At 56.3% G+C, this 15836-nt stretch carries 12 protein-coding genes and 2 pseudogenes; 6 read left to right on the top strand and 8 right to left on the bottom strand.

Annotated features, from left to right (window positions below; translation table 11 throughout):
• Positions 1–138: 138 nt before the first annotated feature.
• Positions 139–783, top strand: coding sequence for a COG1361 family protein (locus tag CIP100161_RS10920; RefSeq protein WP_155874318.1), 645 nt, complete (start codon positions 139–141; stop codon positions 781–783).
• Here the strand turns inward: CIP100161_RS10920 and CIP100161_RS10915 are convergent.
• Entirely contained in the window at positions 749–3814 is a 3066-nt protein-coding gene (locus CIP100161_RS10915; RefSeq protein WP_155874317.1) for a DUF3367 domain-containing protein, read from the bottom strand. The two genes, CIP100161_RS10920 and CIP100161_RS10915, sit on opposite strands and share 35 nt — an antisense overlap.
• Positions 3815–4003 (bottom strand): DUF2613 domain-containing protein, encoded by a 189-nt coding sequence (locus tag CIP100161_RS10910; RefSeq protein WP_155874316.1) that lies wholly within the window; start codon positions 4001–4003, stop codon positions 3815–3817.
• A 34-nt stretch (positions 4004–4037) separates the two neighbouring features.
• On the opposite strand from CIP100161_RS10910, the gene CIP100161_RS10905 reads away from it, so the two are divergent.
• From CIP100161_RS10905 to CIP100161_RS10890, 4 genes are read left to right on the top strand one after another with little or no spacing between them, the layout of a single operon-like run.
• Positions 4038–5192, top strand: coding sequence for a glycoside hydrolase family 3 N-terminal domain-containing protein (locus tag CIP100161_RS10905; protein ID WP_155874315.1), 1155 nt, complete (start codon positions 4038–4040; stop codon positions 5190–5192).
• A gap of 5 nt (positions 5193–5197) precedes the next feature.
• Positions 5198–6880, top strand: a complete 1683-nt coding sequence (locus CIP100161_RS10900) for a VanW family protein (RefSeq protein WP_155874314.1) — start codon at positions 5198–5200, stop codon at positions 6878–6880.
• Positions 6881–6902: 22 nt separating this feature from the next.
• Complete coding sequence (locus CIP100161_RS10895) at positions 6903–7694, top strand: YwiC-like family protein (RefSeq protein ID WP_155874313.1); 792 nt, start codon at positions 6903–6905, stop codon at positions 7692–7694.
• Between the two features lies 1 nt (position 7695).
• Complete coding sequence (locus tag CIP100161_RS10890) at positions 7696–9174, top strand: DUF5129 domain-containing protein (RefSeq protein ID WP_155874312.1); 1479 nt, start codon at positions 7696–7698, stop codon at positions 9172–9174.
• Between the two features lie 114 nt (positions 9175–9288).
• Here the strand turns inward: CIP100161_RS10890 and CIP100161_RS10885 are convergent.
• The 5 genes and pseudogenes from CIP100161_RS10885 to CIP100161_RS10865 all read right to left on the bottom strand — a co-directional run.
• Positions 9289–9598 (bottom strand): annotated as a pseudogene (locus CIP100161_RS10885) (multidrug effflux MFS transporter); the annotation flags it as partial.
• Between the two features lie 10 nt (positions 9599–9608).
• Positions 9609–11873 (bottom strand): 5-methyltetrahydropteroyltriglutamate--homocysteine S-methyltransferase, encoded by a 2265-nt coding sequence (gene metE, locus CIP100161_RS10880; protein WP_155874311.1) that lies wholly within the window; start codon positions 11871–11873, stop codon positions 9609–9611.
• Positions 11874–12174: 301 nt separating this feature from the next.
• A complete protein-coding gene (locus CIP100161_RS10875) occupies positions 12175–13077 on the bottom strand; it encodes a PrsW family intramembrane metalloprotease (RefSeq protein WP_232053153.1) in 903 nt (300 codons plus the stop codon).
• Positions 13074–13598, bottom strand: coding sequence for a hypothetical protein (locus tag CIP100161_RS10870; RefSeq protein WP_155874310.1), 525 nt, complete (start codon positions 13596–13598; stop codon positions 13074–13076). The genes CIP100161_RS10875 and CIP100161_RS10870 overlap by 4 nt, the downstream gene beginning before the upstream one ends.
• Positions 13599–13739: 141 nt before the next feature.
• A pseudogene (locus CIP100161_RS10865) lies at positions 13740–14805 on the bottom strand (MFS transporter).
• A 93-nt stretch (positions 14806–14898) separates the two neighbouring features.
• On the opposite strand from CIP100161_RS10865, the gene CIP100161_RS10860 reads away from it, so the two are divergent.
• Positions 14899–15168 (top strand): hypothetical protein, encoded by a 270-nt coding sequence (locus CIP100161_RS10860; RefSeq protein ID WP_155874309.1) that lies wholly within the window; start codon positions 14899–14901, stop codon positions 15166–15168.
• A 52-nt stretch (positions 15169–15220) separates the two neighbouring features.
• Here the strand turns inward: CIP100161_RS10860 and CIP100161_RS10855 are convergent, their stop codons facing one another.
• Positions 15221–15559, bottom strand: a complete 339-nt coding sequence (locus CIP100161_RS10855; RefSeq protein ID WP_155874308.1) for a hypothetical protein — start codon at positions 15557–15559, stop codon at positions 15221–15223.
• Positions 15560–15836: the final 277 nt, after the last annotated feature.

Below are 15836 nucleotides of genomic sequence, written 5' to 3'. Positions count from 1 at the left end.
CGCTAATGAGTCGACTTAGATGACGCAAGCGTTTGATTTGTTTACTAAAACAATTGGGGAGTCCTTCAGTGGGGTGAAGGCTCTACTCTCTCATTTAAGAACAGCGTTCTTAATTCATTTATCGATAGGACCCTTTAGATGAACGTTCGAAAAAGTTCGCGCACGCTCCTAGCCATAAGTTGTGCCGTTGCTACTGCAGTAACTAGTTTTTCAGTACCAGCTCAAGCAGCTCCATCTCCATCGGTTGAGAAGACTAGTGCAGTAAGCCAAGGGTATAAACCAGTCTATGAGACGGATAAAATGGTCAAAGCTGGTAGCACAGTCACTGTGTTAAATACTGCGCAGCCGATTCCTCGAAGCAGCACCATATGGATAACCCCAGAGGGGCATCAAGTAGTCATTCATAATGACAACCAAGGTGTTATAGCGACCGTTGATCCTTTTACCGGAAATGTGACAGTAGAAGCCAAATCTAATGCAACCCCTGGGCAGCATCACTTTGATTTATCGCTCTACACTAGTGGTTTTCTAAAATCAGGGAGTAGTGCCAAACTTACGGTCACGGTAGTTAATTCTAAAGACGAAAAAGAGCCGATGCAGCAAGATCAATCGGCGGATCAGTCTTTGGGGCAGCAGCAGGAAGAAAATGCAGATCCAGGCAATACTGCGCAAAAGGGCCTGCCTTCCTGGGTATTACCGGTTGTTGGTGTAGTCGTTGGTCTCATTACAGTAGTTGCGGGTTTTCTTCTTAGTGGTCCGCTTCGTGCGATCTTGGGCCGTTAACAAATAACGCCCCAAGTGCTGCTGAGATGATAAAAGCAGCCCATTGTGTTGCGGTTGTGTAGTGATCGCTGGGCCATGGGGCGCGCGCCATCCACATAGCCGCAATAACACTGCATACGGCGATAATTTCAACAGAACGAATATAGTTAAGTCTGCATAAAAATGCAGTTGTTGCAGCTATGAGTAGTCCTAACCAGCCGCAGCTGGTAAGTACGGCCGCCGAACCTAAAGTTGGAATCAGTAGAAACGGTGGCAATGGTAAATTGGGTGAGTTTGTGTCAACCTTTTCTAATTGTTCCAGGTGCTTATTTTGCGTAAAGCAAGAAGATATGCACCACCCAATTGTGGCTATCGCAATAATAAATCCTACTAATAAACCTAAGCGATAAGGCTGTTCGCCAGCAAAGCTCAGTTGAATGTCATCGATGTTTATCTCCGATAACTGATCGGGGATGATAAAGCCTTGACTACCTGCGTTGATAGTAACTGGTTCCAATTCCAATCCACCGATGAAGGCTCGCATCCCATCATTGGCTGCTTGGGTTGTTGCCAAGATCCTTGACTTGCCACTATTTACCTGTTCCGCATGGGCTGCTTCGAGCCGTACCCAGTCGGCACGAGTAGTAATTTCATGGTCTCCCGCAGATAACTGTACTGTGTGCCCACACGGGTATTTAGCTGCATCGATAATGATGTCGCGTTCGCAGTGAGAAGAAGAAACCACAGCATTAATGCTGCGCCGAGTTGAAAACCGACGTTGAAGTAGACCAGTATCTATCATCACTTTTTGAAAAATAAAAGTATGCGCATTTATTCCTGCTGGGGGGACAGTAGGGATCCGAGTGATGGGGGCGTCGATAAGCTGCGCAGAAGCAATGCCTACTAAAGGAGCTACCTGAATACGTACACGATCCGTCGCTCCGCCTGGTACATGGATTGTCTCTGGAACTCCAGGACGAATGTAACGCTCAATATAAGCACCATTGCTGGAAATACGTACATTTTCGGCCCGGCCGGTGGTGCGTAAAACTAATATGGGGTTGGCAGATTCCGCCTGCAACTCAAGCCACGGATGGTGATCTCCTGGAGCTGCAAACCATGCGGTATCAGGGTCGTTGTCAACGGCTGCGGTGATGGATCTTGTGGGGTCTGCCCCACCAAAAGCGGTAGCGTCTGCGGCCGATGACGAGGCCACTACGTGCCCACCGCGTTCTACTATGCGCGTGGGGCGAGCAGTCGATGGGTAATCGCGCACGGGGTTACCTACGTCATTGCCCTCAGCTTCGGTAGCAAGCGGCGCCGAGATCGCACGACGGGCGGCACCATAATTACGGGCGGCCAACATCGGGGTGTCAGTGACGATCTCTGCGTCGGAGTCGCTGAGGATAAAATCACCGGGGCCAAGCAGGCTTAATGCCTCACCACCACCGGCAACACGGGTGAGTTTGTTTGTGAGATACCCGTGGGCCTGGCGGTCAAGGATGGCTACGTCGACACGCTCTTTCCCCGAACCAAACGTGTGCACCTCTAGGTCGGGAAACTCCGAACGCATCATGGTTAAGGTCGCGTCCCCACTGTGTGGTGCCACGAGATCGTGACGGATGACCACGATGCCTACGCCGATTCTTCGTAACTGATCACCGAGATGATCCACGGCACCTTTATCAACAGCACTCAACACACCATCAAGTCCGCGGATGGCCTCCGGCGGTACCAGCGGCACCGCGTCGCGCGCCACCCACGGCACCTGCAACAACGGCTGCAAGGGTTCATCGCGCGTCCATCCCCAAGTTTGGCGCGCAAAATTTGCCGCAGGCAGCACCAGCGTGCGGGTATGAGCACCTTCGCGATTAATTAGCTCCGCTGCCTGCTTCCAATACTGCGGCACTTCACGGTAGGCCCCTTGGGGGAGCAACTGCCCCGACCATGCAGGAGCCACCGAACCAAGTACTACCAACCCAGCAAGAACTGCAGCCGGAATACGTTTGAGCTGTAGGGAATGAAGCGTGTAGGCCAAGCCAATAACCAGTGGTAAACGCACGAGGGGATCGAACTTGTGGATGTTGCGCAGGGCCGCGCCGGGGCCGTCGAGAAGCCCTGTGCAAAGGTGCGCGCCGCCCATGATGAGCACGCCGGTGAAAAACAGGAGCGTCCACCATCGTGGCGCGCGAAGTAGCCCGATCATGCCGAGGCCGGCGACCGCCAGCGTGCACACGATGAGGACCGGATTGGCCACGAGCTCGTGGCCGGCGGTGCGTTCTATGTCGACGAAGGGAGTCCAACTGGTTGTACCACGCAGGATTTCAGGCATGCTCAGCCAATGTGTGGTGACCGCCGCGCTTTCGATGTAGTCGGTAAACGGCGGCGCATAGCGTCCCAGCACCAGCAGCGGGATGATCCACCACAGGCTTACTGCTATCGCCCCGCCAATCCATAGCAGCAGGTGTCGCCAGCGTCGGTGGCAAAGAAGGTAGAGGCCAGCGGGTACGCAGGCAGCTAGGGTGGCGGTGGCATTCACGGCTCCTAAAAATGCTACGGCGCTTATCGACGCCGCCACGTGGCAGCGCTTTAAGTTCTGACGCATAAGCGGCCAGAGTATCCACGGGACGAGGGCTACCACCCAGGCTTCCGAGGAAATCGTTGTAAGCGTGGTGAGGATACGAGGCGACAGTGTGTAGGCGCCGGCGGCAAGCATTATGACTACGGCGGAGGCCTGGGGGAGGAGACGACGTAACAGTATCAGGGTGCCGGAATATCCCACCCCAAGCACGATGGTCCACCACAGGCGCTGCGCTACCCAATCCGGTAGCGGATCCGTGATGAGGAAGAAAAGCCCGTGGGGAAATAAATACCCATAGGCTTGGTTTTGTACTTGGCCCAAGGGGAACGTGTCGCTCCAGGCGTGGAGTGCGCCGCCAAGAAACTGGCGGGGATTAGCCACAAGATCGTGTTTGGTGTCGGCTGCGATAAGTCCCCACGGTTGTAGGAAGCTGAAGAGGGCGGCCAGCATCCAGCCTAGGAGGTGTGGCATTTAGTTGCGGGACCCGTATTCTGGGTCGCCTAGAAGAGCATCGTCAGAGCTGACATGTGTTCCTTGTGGTGAGGAGTCCAACATGGACGCGCCGATTACGGCAACAACGCCGAGTGCGATCCCTAAAACAGCGCTGGCAACTGCCGGTCCAAGGGTGCGTCGGTTCAAGGAATCGGAATCAAAGGCCATGCGCACTACTCTAGCGTGGTTTACTAGATAGGTAATGGATAACCTACGCCGCGTTTTCACACCCGCCTCGCTGATTCTTGGCACCGTTGTTGCCGCCAGCATGCTGAGCTCTTGCTCGCAGGACTCCTCGCAACAGGCTGCGCCAAGCTCTACTACCTCAACTACTACTGCGTCGCAGTCTGAGCAGCCCTCGTCGGCAACGTCGTCAACGCCGCAGGCTGTTGCCTTAGACCCAGTGCAGCTGCGCAAGGATGCCGCCAGCTTGATGATGGTGGGCGTGGGCAATTTCGACGATGCCCTCTTTGCTATCCAACAAGGTGCCGGCGGAATTTTTATCGGTTCGGGAACGGACCCCCAGATCTTGACCACCCCAGGTCGCGATATTGCGGAGCTGCATCGAATAGCGGGGCGTCCGCTGTCTGTGGCCATCGACTTTGAAGGTGGCCGCGTGCTACGTCACCGCGGGATCCTGGGCGATTTCCCATCCCCGCAGGTGATGGCGCAAACCATGACCCCAGAGCAGGTGCGCGGAATGGCCTATGACATGGGTCGTTCCTTGTTCGCACATGGTATTAATGTGAACTTTGCGCCGGTGGTCGATATTGAAGCCGGTCTTGAAGTGGTTGGGGATCGCGCATTTAGCCCCGATCCGCTTATCGACGCCACCTACGCCACCGCATTCGCCCAAGGAATGTCTGATGCCGGGGTGCGTCCCGTACTCAAGCACTTCCCAGGGCATGGGCGTGCTAGCGGCGACTCGCACACCGCACAGGTACACACCCCACCATTGGCTGAGCTAGAAAAGCTCGATCTGATCCCGTATGGCAAGGTGCCAGTCGCTGGTGCAGGCGTGATGGTAGGACACATGATTGTTCCGGGGTTGGGTGCTCCAGAAACTCCGTCGACGATCAATCCAGCTGCGTACCAGTTGTTGCGTTCCGGCTCGTATCCTGGTGGTCAACCTTTTAGTGGCGTGATTTACACCGATGATTTGACCATGGGTGCGGTTACCTCATTAATGCCCACTGTGCAGGCGGTACCAGCAGCTCTAGCAGCGGGTGCTGATCAGGCACTGTGGGTAAGTACTGCGGGCTTGGTCGAAGCCATTGATGCCACTGTTACTGCGGTATCAGAGGGGCGTTATCCGGTTGAACAGTTTAAGGCTTCAGTTGCGCGAGTCGCAGGCTAGGGCCTGTGTGCACTAAATTGGGTCAGGTGAGTTCTAAGAAAGTAGCCAAGTTTAGTGCGGGTGTGATCCTAGGGCTGGGAGTTCTCGGCGGTATCGCATACGGCGCTGACTACGTGACGTCGCAAGGCGAAGTGCCTCGTGGCACAACTGTGGGTGGCATCGCGATTGGTGGAATGACCAGAGAAGATGCCATCTCCACCCTGCAAAAGCAACTGAAATTGACCGATCAGGTCACCGTCACTGCTGGCGAGCGCACAGCTACTTTCTCCCCAGAGGCTGCAGGACTGAGCGTGGATTGGAACGAGACAATCCGCGCTGCCGGTAAGCAATCCGCCAACCCCTTTACCCGTCTGAGCAGCTTCTTTACTACTCATGAGGTAGAGATTGTCTCCGAGCGCGATGATTCTAAGCTCATCCCTGAGCTAGAGCGCGTACAAAAAGAGCTCAGCCCAGCACCCGCCGATGCCGCTATTCGTCTTACCGACGGAAAAGTGGAAGTCATTCCAGCTGTTAACGGCCAAGAGCTGGATAAAAAAGAGCTAGATAAGGCTGTTGTCTCCTCGTGGCTACACCCTGAGGGAGTAAGCGTTGACCCGAAGGTGACTAAGCCACGTATCGGTGAGTCCGCTGTTGAAGAGGCACGCCCTGCGGCAGAAGCCGCGGTGAGCAGTCCCATCGTGGCGCATGGCCGCGACAAAATCGATGGTGTTATTGAGCCCACGCGCATGGGCGAGGTAGTCACCTTTGAACCCGATGGTAAGAAGTTCCGCGTCGCCGTGAACACCGATGCCGCACGTGCGATTCTCAATGAGACGCTCAATGTGACCGAGGTACAGCGGAGAAACGCCGACATCCAATTCTTAGGTTCGGCCAAGACCGTGATCCCGCACAAGGATGGTGTGCGAATCGAATGGGACAAGACGCTGGAGCACTTTGATAAGCGTGTGACCGGTAAAGACGGCCGCACCTTTGATGTGGCGTACACCGATGAGCCAGCAACCTTTACCACCGAGCAGGCAGAGTCTGCGACCTTTGACCAAGTAGTCGGCGAATTTACCACTGGAGGGTATTCTCAGGCATCCGGCATTAACATCGCACGCGTTGCCCAAATGGTCAACGGTGCCATCGTGGCCCCAGGCGATACGTTCTCCCTGAACGGTTACACGGGTCCGCGTGGAACCGCGCAGGGTTTTGTGGAGTCCGGCATTATTCTCAACGGACACTCGGACAAGGCCGTTGGCGGTGGCATTAGCCAGTTCGCTACCACTTTGTATAACGCCGCCTACTTCGCTGGTATGGAGGATGTTGCCCATACCGCGCACAGCTATTACATCTCGCGTTATCCTGCGGGACGTGAGGCAACCGTGTTTGAGGGTGCTATTGATCTGCAGTTTAAAAACACCTCACCGTATCCTGTTCGCATTGTCACCTCTGCCGGTGGCGGCTCGGTAACGGTGCAGCTCACTGGTGTGAAAACGGTGAATGTGGAGTCGATTAATGGTGGTCGTTGGAACTACACGCCACCGCGTCCGATCACGCTCTCTGGGCCGGATTGTGCCGCGTCTTCGGGTGCTCAGGGCTTTACCACCAGCGATACTCGTATTATTCGTTCGCTTTCTGGTTCGGAGATCTCTCGTGAGACAAAGACCACGGTGTATGACCCGTCACCTATCGTGACCTGTTCCTAAGGCGAGCGTAGGGTTAGGGGTCATGCCACATTCGACGTCGACACGCTTGGTCATCCCTAATCAACATGGCGCTTGGGCCATGCTTATTACCCCAGCGGCCCTTGGCTGCATTAAAGCATGGGGGCATATCTCGGTGGCCGTGCTGGTGCCGGTCGTTGTGGCTTGGTTCAGCGGTTACTGCGCGTTCTTTGCGTTCGGTATGTGGGTAAAGGCGCGTCGAAACGCTCATCGACGCGCCTATTACACCCGTTCCCTGCTGGTCTACGGTGGTATTTCTGTGGTGATGTGCGCGGTGGCGTTAAGCGTCGACCCCTCGCTAATCCGCTGGGCACTCTACTTCGCACCCTTGGTGGGTGTTGCTGTGTACGAGACGTATAACAAGCGCCCGCGTTCCGTTCTGTCGGGGGCGGCGACCACGGTGGCGTCGGCACTGCTTTACGCGGTGCTTATCGGCGGATTAAATATCGCCACTGGTTTTCTGATGCTGTATTTCACCGGCACCATCATGGTGGTCAAGTCGTTGATTCGGGAACGCTCCAACACAAGGTTTTGGTATGCATCCTTGTGGTATCACGTTCTGGCTATCGTCGCCATGGGGGTGGTGATATACGCCAATACAACCGGACATCTAGGCGGTGAAACCCTCGGTGGTGTTTTTATCTGGTTATCGCTTGTGACTTTGCTGGTTGCACTGGTACGCGCGTGGGCGTTGCCCTTTGTGCAGCGTCGTGGGCTGCGAGTGTGGAAGGCAAAAGATATTGGTGTGCTGGAAATGATGGTGCTTGTGCTCGCCTGCGCAGCTATCCTTGGCTAGCATGACCGATCAATCCGCGATTAAGCCGAGTGTTGGCACCATTGTGACTTCTACTGCGCTAGCAACATTGCTCGCTGGTGGTGTGGCAGCAGGTGCTGTGGCTATGACGATTCCTAACCCACAGCGTGAAAATTACATTGTGAGCAATCAAGAGCAGTATCTCCCTTCGCATAGTGTTGCTGTGGAGATCCATGATCGCGATGGTGTGCTCAACGCCGAGGACCAGCGGCGGTTGTTGAGCAATACCGACAACATTGAGGTCGCCCAGGTAGTTAAGCAGGTGCACTACATTGTGTTTCGTACCAATGATGAGAACGTGAATGACACAGTGGAAAATTATCTGCGCGATCAGCGTCCAGATTTGATCGGCAAGGATTATTTCACTGATGGGGTGCTCATTGTTGGCGTGGGCCTTGATCCTCGCCAGGCGTTTATTTTTGCTGGTAATGATGTTGCGGATGCTTTTGATCTGCGTGAAAGTGCGCATCTGGAGCAGTCTTTGGATGCGATCAAACCGGGTGTGAGAGACGGCAATATTCCTGCGGGCTTGAGCAATGGTTTGCGCACCGCGGTTGATGTTCATGCTCTCGAAGAGCAGCAGTACAATTCTGCCGTCGATGAGCGGATGACGGCGCTGGTAGGCGGTGGTCTTGGGGCTGCCAGCGGCGGGTTTGGTATCGCGGGCATTGTGGGTATTATGCGCCGGCGAAAGTCGCGGATTGTGGCGCAGGCTCGTGACAACATGGATGTGGTGTCGCGGGAGTACGGCGAGTTGGCGCAGCGTCTCGACGCCATCGATATTCGTGCGCATTCGCTGAGCTCCCCGCTTGTCGACGCCACCCTGCGCAACCAGTGGGCTGATGTGCGTGATCGTTTCCTGCGTATTCACGACAGCGTGGATACCTTGGGCAACTTGGCGACCGATTCGGACTATTACTCTAAGTCGCATGAGATCTCGACGGCACGGGAAACCGCCGAGCAGATCAGCTATGCCGAGAGCAACATCGATACCCTTTTCCGCCTAGAAAACGGGGATGCGGTGATCAGAGTCCGCGAAGCCGACGCGTTGTATAAGGACATGTTGGAAGCCCTTGGGGAAATTAAGATCTCGGCGTTAAGCCGCGAGGTGGAACGGCTGAAAGACGAACTGCTTGCGTTGAAAGCAACACCGGAGTCCCCGCAGTTCCTTGACCGCTACGCTACAATCCTGACGTCCTACCAGACGGTATTGGAGCAGGTGCGCAAGCAGCAGTTCTCTGATGTTAAGGAGTCCACAGCCACTACGTTGGCGGCACCAGCTATCTACGAGTCCGGCTACCGCCCAGGCTATGGCATGAACAACTTTGTGCCATTTTGGATCATGTCTACCTGGCACACCGACAACATTGCAGCCCAAGAGGCTGCAAGCGCAAGCTCCTCGAGCGCTAACACCTCGTTTAGCTCTGGGTTTAGTGGAGCAGGTGGATCGTCGAGCTTCTAAGCAGAGCGCAGCGCTAGTACCAAGCCCACGACGGTGATCACCACGGTGACCGACATCATAGTGGCGGCTGCGAGCGGTGGTGCGATTCCCCATGATGGTCACTCCTGTTGCCGCAAGGAGAGATGCGACGTTGCTCAAGACCATGAGGATGGAGAATACTTTGGCTAATTCCGGACCAACCCATGGCCGCGCGGGAAAGATAGAGCACCCATGCGTGGGGTGCGAGGGCGCTTAACAAGGTTGCTATCGCAAGCACGATCGTGCCGATGAAAAAAATAGCCGGCGCCGGCCACGGGCGTCGGTAATCGGCCAGCTGTGCGTCGAACTGGCTGATGCCGAACTCGTGGCGTAACGCGGGCAACCCCGGTAGGTACATGTTGATGCTGAGCGGTTCAGTGGCGTTGACCAGCGCCAACGTGCCCAGCTATTATCAACTAGACCAGTTGGGCGCGGGCCTTAATGGCAGCGGAAACCAATACCTGCAGGCTGGCTAGGGTTTCCGGCCACCCACGAGTTTTCAAACCACAGTCGGGGTTGACCCATAACAGGTGAGGATCTACGGAGGTTAGCGCGCTGGCCAGCAGTTCGTCGACTTCCTGCTGGGCGGGCACGCGTGGGGAATGGATATCCCACACACCTGGGCCGACACCCAACTCGTAGCCCTCCTCCTTCAGCGCTGCGAGCACCTGCATTCCGTTGCGGGCAGCTTCAATAGAGGTGACATCTGCGTCGAGGTCTGCAACCGTGTCGATGAGCTCGTTGAACTCCGAGTAACACATGTGGGTATGGATCTGTACCTCCGGCGCAACCCCAGAGGTGGCCAGACGGAATGCCCCAACCGCCCACTTGAGGTAGGCCGGCTGTTGCTCGACGCGCAAGGGGAGGAGCTCGCGGATGGCAGGCTCGTCTACTTGGATGATCTGTGCGCCTGCGGCGACGAGGTCGGCGATTTCTGCTCGCAGTGCGAGGGCCACTTGGTCGGCGGTGGTGCCCAGCGGTTGGTCGTCGCGGACGAAGGACCACGCGAGCATGGTGATAGGGCCAGTGAGCATGCCTTTGACGTGCTTGTCGGTTAATCCGGCGGCGGTGGTGTACCAGTCGACGGTCATCGGTGCTGGTCGGGACACATCACCGAAGATGATCGGTGGGCGCACACAGCGGGAACCATATGATTGCACCCAGCCGTTGTGGGTGGCGGCGTAGCCTGCGAGCTGCTCGGAGAAGTACTGGACCATGTCGTTGCGCTCTGGTTCGCCGTGGACGAGGACGTCGAGGCCGAGCTCTTCTTGCTTGGCGATCACCAGCTTGACCTCATCGACCATGGCGTCGTGGTACTGCTGGGCGGAGATATCTCCGCGGCGCAGCTGGGCGCGTGCTTGGCGAATCTGCGGGGTTTGCGGGAACGATCCGATGGTTGTGGTGGGAAGCGGCGGTAGGTTTAGTGTTTCTGCCTGCACTTTCTTGCGGAGGTCAGCTGCTTCGCGGTGGCGGTCGGCTTCGGTGACCTCACGCAGTGCTTGTTGCACGTGTGGGTTGTGGATCAGTGGCGAGGCGGCGCGGTCAGCGGCGGCAGCGCGGGAAGCCGCAAAGTCCGCGAGGTCGGCTTCGGTGGATTCGCCGCGCAGCGCACGGGCGAGCACACCAACCTCATGGATTTTTTCCCAGCCAAAGGCGAGCCAATCGGAGATGGCGAGGTCTTCGCCGGCGATGGTGTAGGGGACGTGCAGCAGGGAGCAGCTGGTGCTTACCGCAACGGGGCCGCGCTCGCTCAGCTTTTGGAGGGTGCCGAGCGCTTGGTCGAGGTTGGTACGCCACACGTTGCGGCCGTCGACAATGCCGGCAACGAGGGTTTCTTCGCCGGTCCATGCAGGTAGTGCCCCAGGAGAGGTAACGAGATCAACGCCGAATCCGGCAAGTCCAATGCCGCTGAGCGTTTCGACGCACACCGTAGCGTCCCCGAAGTACGTGGTGACGATTAGGGGGACGCCGTGGCTGACTAATTCTTGGTACACCGCGCGTACTCGGGGCAGTAGGCCAGGATCGACATTGGTGACGAGCGCCGGTTCATCGAACTGCACGCAGGCGATACCGCGCTGCTTGAGGGCGTCGAGAAGCACCGCGTATTGCTGCGCCACAGCCTCTAAGTGATCAAGCGCCTGGGAGCCATCCGAGGTACGCGACAACGCGAGGTAAGTAAAAGGGCCGACAAATACGGGCCGGCTTTGAGGGGTTGCGGCGAGGTCGTTAAGAAGATCGGTGGCGTTGAGCCTAAACGTGGTGTTCGCAGCTAGTTCCGGAACAATGTAGTGGTAGTTGGTATCAAACCACTTGGTCATTGCCGAGGCCGGCTGGGAAGCGGTACCACGGGCGGTAGCAAAAGCCGTGTCGCTGTGGCGCGGTAGCGGGCCCTCATGGTCGGGGATATCGCTAAAACGCTGAGGTAGCACACCCAACAGCGCTGAGGTGTCAAGCACCGCGTCATAAAAACTACGGCCTACCGTGGGCGCTTGGTCGAGGCCTTCGCTGAGGATCCGCTCTGTGATGTCCGCGTTGAGAGTGTAGGCGGTATCGGATAATTTTTGAGCATCATCAGCGCTGCCCGTTTTCCAATAAGCCTCAAGGGTCTTTTTCAATTCGCGGTTCGGGCCAATGCGTGGCACGCCGGTGACGGTGGAATGGAAGATCGGTGAATTCGTCATAGTGTGGAGCCTTTCGTACATCGAATGCGCGCCGGGATAGGGAGTTATGAGCGCGCATAAAACATCGCATTGCTGCGTGTTTTGCGGCTACCTCGCCTCGTCCGGGGCTCCAGGAGGGGGTGTGCCTTGGCCACAAATCAACACTAGACAGCTTGGTATGTCAATCCTGAAACGATGGGGTAGGCGGGATTGCAATAAGGGACTGACGTTAATGAAAATACTGCCCGAGCAGCGCTTTTGCTGTACTCGGGCAGTAGTGAAAAAAGATGTAGTTAAGTGTGAATAAAATTAGGATCCGGTTTTAGGCTTCTGTTACCTTCGGCGGCTGAGCATAGACAACCGTGCGCTTCTCGTGGCGCATTAACCACACGTAGAAAATCACGAACGCAGTAAGCGAGATCGCCAACTTAGCAGCAGTGGTCGCAACTGCAGGCAAGCCAAACGTCAATGGGGAATTCCACAGACCATGGGTCAAATAGGCGAGCGCACACAAACCGATCGCACGAACAATCGCACGGCCCCGACGAGGTGGAGCGCCGTTTGCGGAATGGAACGTCACGCCAAGAAGATATGCCAAACCAGCCGCTACAACACCGGTATATGTCCAGTGCGAAATAAGGCCAAACAGGCCACGCACCAGCGACAACGCCACGCCACCGGAAAGATCACTATTGACGTCCACATAGGCGGAGGTAATGGCATACCAAATATCCTCCGTCACTTGGAAACCCAAACCAGTAAAAGCGCCGATGAAAAACGCTTGGGTCGGGCGCACAATTCGCTCACGGAACAATAAGATCACGGCCAAAGCGAGAACACCTTTGATCCACTCTTCCACCAGCGGACCATAGACCGCATCGCCCCAAGCGCGGTACGTCTCCGGGTCGCTGACGCGAATGATCTCAAAGTCGAACTTATCGTTGGAATAAATCGCAATCAAGGGGCCGATGAGTCCACCGGCCACAACAGCCCAAGCCCACATGGTCTTCGTGCCGGCCATTCTGTGCAGCTTCGTGCGATCCAATGCCACAATCACGCAGAGAAACAGCAGGCCAAAACCCAAAGAAATGCCTGTCGACGCCGCCGCCGCCACGGGGATCTCCACAGCCGTGTGAAGAAGTCGCATAAGCAAGACCACTGCCGCCGTTACGCTCAACACCGCGAGCGTCCAAGCCAGTGCAGAGTTTTTCACCGTCGATATCATGACTCCACCTTTGCCGAAGAAAGAAGCTGGGCAGGATCAACGGAGACGTCGATACGCCCTCTCTCGGATGCAGAAACTACCGTAAGGATCACATCAGAAGCGCCCACAACCGCACACGGTGCCACTTCCCTCAGGTGCACAGTGCAGGCCTTACCTGACAATGAACCATCGCCTGAGGTAATGTCCTTACCGCTCCACGACGTTTCCCCCACAGTGCGGTTCAAAATAACACGGCCGCGCTCAATCGCAGCGTCTGGATTCTCCACGCCGGAAGACAATTTCAAATACACATGGTGATCATCGCGAACCAACTCAATGCTGGAATCGCTATTAGCAACAACGCGCTCGAAGCCCTCGGGGGCAGTCAACGTTACCGACGTAGTACCAGAGCTCAGCGTTACCTCGCCTTGATCCAACATCTCCGTATCGTGGCGATCGCCAAGCTGGCCTGCAACAGCAGGCACAATCCACATCACAGTAAGCAAGGCCACAACAGCTGCAGCCTTGCTTATGTCTTTCACTTTCACAGCGTCCCTTTGTTTGAGATAGCCCCTGCCACCCACGGGTGGCTAGTTAGGTTAACCGAAATACTTAACGTTTAGACAATAACGCATATCCGTTTCAATTCCACTGGGTGCAAGCTGTGGGAAAGCTGTTAAATTTTAGCGGCGCATGGCTACTATGATCGAGGCAAAAGACACCAGCAGCGCAGCCGACACCACGGCACCAGCAGCCAGCACGTTTCCACCCGAGGCATGCAGAATCCAGGTAAGTACAAAAGGCGTGAAACCGGCGATAAGAGCACCGTTGGTCTCCCGTGCCAGTGCAATACCGCTAAAACGCGCACGCGCTTGGAACAATCCGGCAAGGAAAGCGCCCTGGCTTCCGGAAGTCAACGAGACCACAGCACCGTAGCCAAAAGCAACAGTGAGTGCGGCGATAACCGCGTTGCCTGTTTGCAAACCCAGCAGGAAGGGCACTGCATAAAATGCACCGATTAATGAGCCGGTGGCAAGCACGCGGTCGGCACCGAAGCGGTCCGAGGCAAGCCCGCCCAGCGGGGTAGCCACAACACCGACCAAGGTGCCAGCAGAGACTGCGAGCAGCGCATCAAACTTGGCCATGCCCACAACATTGGAGGTCATAAAGGAGCTAGCAAACACGGCCATCGCATAGTTCAGTGCGTTGTGGCCGGTGATGGACAAAAATCCCAACGCCACCCAACAAGGCCTCATCGCCTACTGACGACGCCCCCATGAACGCCGCAGTAGCCAGCACAATGCCAGCTGGGGGCATTGCTAAAACCAACGAGGTGAAAAGTCCACGCTTAGCGGCAGGAGCGAACTCGGCAACTACTGTCATCGCACCGGCAAGTTCTGCGCCGGCACCCAAGCCCTGAATCAGGCGGAAGAATACGAGAAGTACCGGAGCCGCAACGCCAATAGTGGCCTCAGTGGGGAGCAAACCAATGCCGACAGTGGCAACGCCCATCATCAAAACACTCAAGATCATTGCAGGTCGGCGCCCAAAACGGTCACCAATGTGTCCGATGGCCACACCGCCTAGTGGGCGGGCGACAAATCCAACTGCAAACGTGGCAAAAGCAGCAAGTTGTCCACCAGCTGCGGATGACTCGAAAAAGAGCGGGGCAATCACGACGGCGGCAGCGGCACCATAGAGAGCGTAGTCGTACCACTCAATGATGGTTCCCAACAAGGCCGCCAACAGCGCACGACGGCCCTATGGGGTCAAAGTATCGTGGTAGTTTTACATACTTATAACTTATAAATATATGCAAAAGGCATTACATAAAATGTCATTATGCTTACTCGGGAACTACAACTTCTGGTCAAACAATCCATCGCTCGCACCCGAGACTCCAGCTGCACTTTTGGTACCGCACTACTCACCCAATCCGATCCCATCACCGTTGTCGCACGCATCCATGGACCCACCGCAAATGTGATCCCGCCAAGTGGACACGACCGCGAGGAAATCTATCAGAACGAGCGCTATGCGAATCGAGTGCCGAGGTGGGTTCGTCGGCAAGCAAAAGCTCTGGGGAACGTAACAACGACACGGCAACTCTAGCTCATCAAGCCTCGATGCCACAGGGGTACCGTCGAAAACAATGCTGCCGCGACTATGTGGAAGTAATCCCAACACGCACCGAATCACCGACGTTTTGCCAGCGATCAAGAATGCCGGCAACACCATCCAACCCAAAATCGGCAAGAAGGCTCAGCATCTGTGCATCCGATAGTGGTGCCCGCGAGCGCATGATCGATCGCACAGAATACCTAGGTGGTAGTGCCGCGCCGGGATCTTGATCCACGTAGGCGCAGCGTTTGCGCAGCTCACGAAGCCTGCGTGCTGGTAGCCGCAGTGGGTCGAGCCCGGCGGCAACATGCAGGGAGGCATGTGCCAGCAGGGTAGTGCTGCCTGCGGTAATGGTGGCGTTTGTGATGGTGAGGTTGATCATCGGCGGGCTCCAGTGTGCTGCTCTAGGAGCAATGCGGAGCAGGCCGCGGTGGCGGTTAGAAATACGACGGTGACAAAGCGGATGCCGATGTCTGCGATGATGGAGCGGGTGCTGGCGCGTAACGCGGGGCTTATCGACGTCACCAACGCCAGCGCTAGCCCGATCGCAGTGGCGATCAGCGCCGCTATGGCTGGGGGAATAACGAGTCCGATGTTGTCGTTGAGCATTCGTGCTAGTAGATCTCTGTCGAGGCGGTCGGTTCCTAAGGGGTGCAGTG

The sequence above is a fragment of the Corynebacterium rouxii genome (genome assembly GCF_902702935.1).
Classification (GTDB): domain Bacteria; phylum Actinomycetota; class Actinomycetes; order Mycobacteriales; family Mycobacteriaceae; genus Corynebacterium; species Corynebacterium rouxii.
This window is presented reverse-complemented; position numbering and strand designations above follow the sequence as displayed.

Coding starts and splice junctions, on each gene's coding strand:
- CIP100161_RS10920 (WP_155874318.1), top strand. CDS start 139: ATGAACGTTCGAAAAAGTTCGCGCACGCTCCTAGCCATAAGTTGTGCC.
- metE (WP_155874311.1), bottom strand. CDS start 11,873: ATGACGAATTCACCGATCTTCCATTCCACCGTCACCGGCGTGCCACGC.
- CIP100161_RS10915 (WP_155874317.1), bottom strand. CDS start 3,814: ATGCCACACCTCCTAGGCTGGATGCTGGCCGCCCTCTTCAGCTTCCTA.
- CIP100161_RS10855 (WP_155874308.1), bottom strand. CDS start 15,559: ATGATCAACCTCACCATCACAAACGCCACCATTACCGCAGGCAGCACT.
- CIP100161_RS10905 (WP_155874315.1), top strand. CDS start 4,038: ATGGATAACCTACGCCGCGTTTTCACACCCGCCTCGCTGATTCTTGGC.
- CIP100161_RS10910 (WP_155874316.1), bottom strand. CDS start 4,003: ATGGCCTTTGATTCCGATTCCTTGAACCGACGCACCCTTGGACCGGCA.
- CIP100161_RS10860 (WP_155874309.1), top strand. CDS start 14,899: ATGCTTACTCGGGAACTACAACTTCTGGTCAAACAATCCATCGCTCGC.
- CIP100161_RS10875 (WP_232053153.1), bottom strand. CDS start 13,077: ATGATATCGACGGTGAAAAACTCTGCACTGGCTTGGACGCTCGCGGTG.
- CIP100161_RS10895 (WP_155874313.1), top strand. CDS start 6,903: ATGCCACATTCGACGTCGACACGCTTGGTCATCCCTAATCAACATGGC.
- CIP100161_RS10890 (WP_155874312.1), top strand. CDS start 7,696: ATGACCGATCAATCCGCGATTAAGCCGAGTGTTGGCACCATTGTGACT.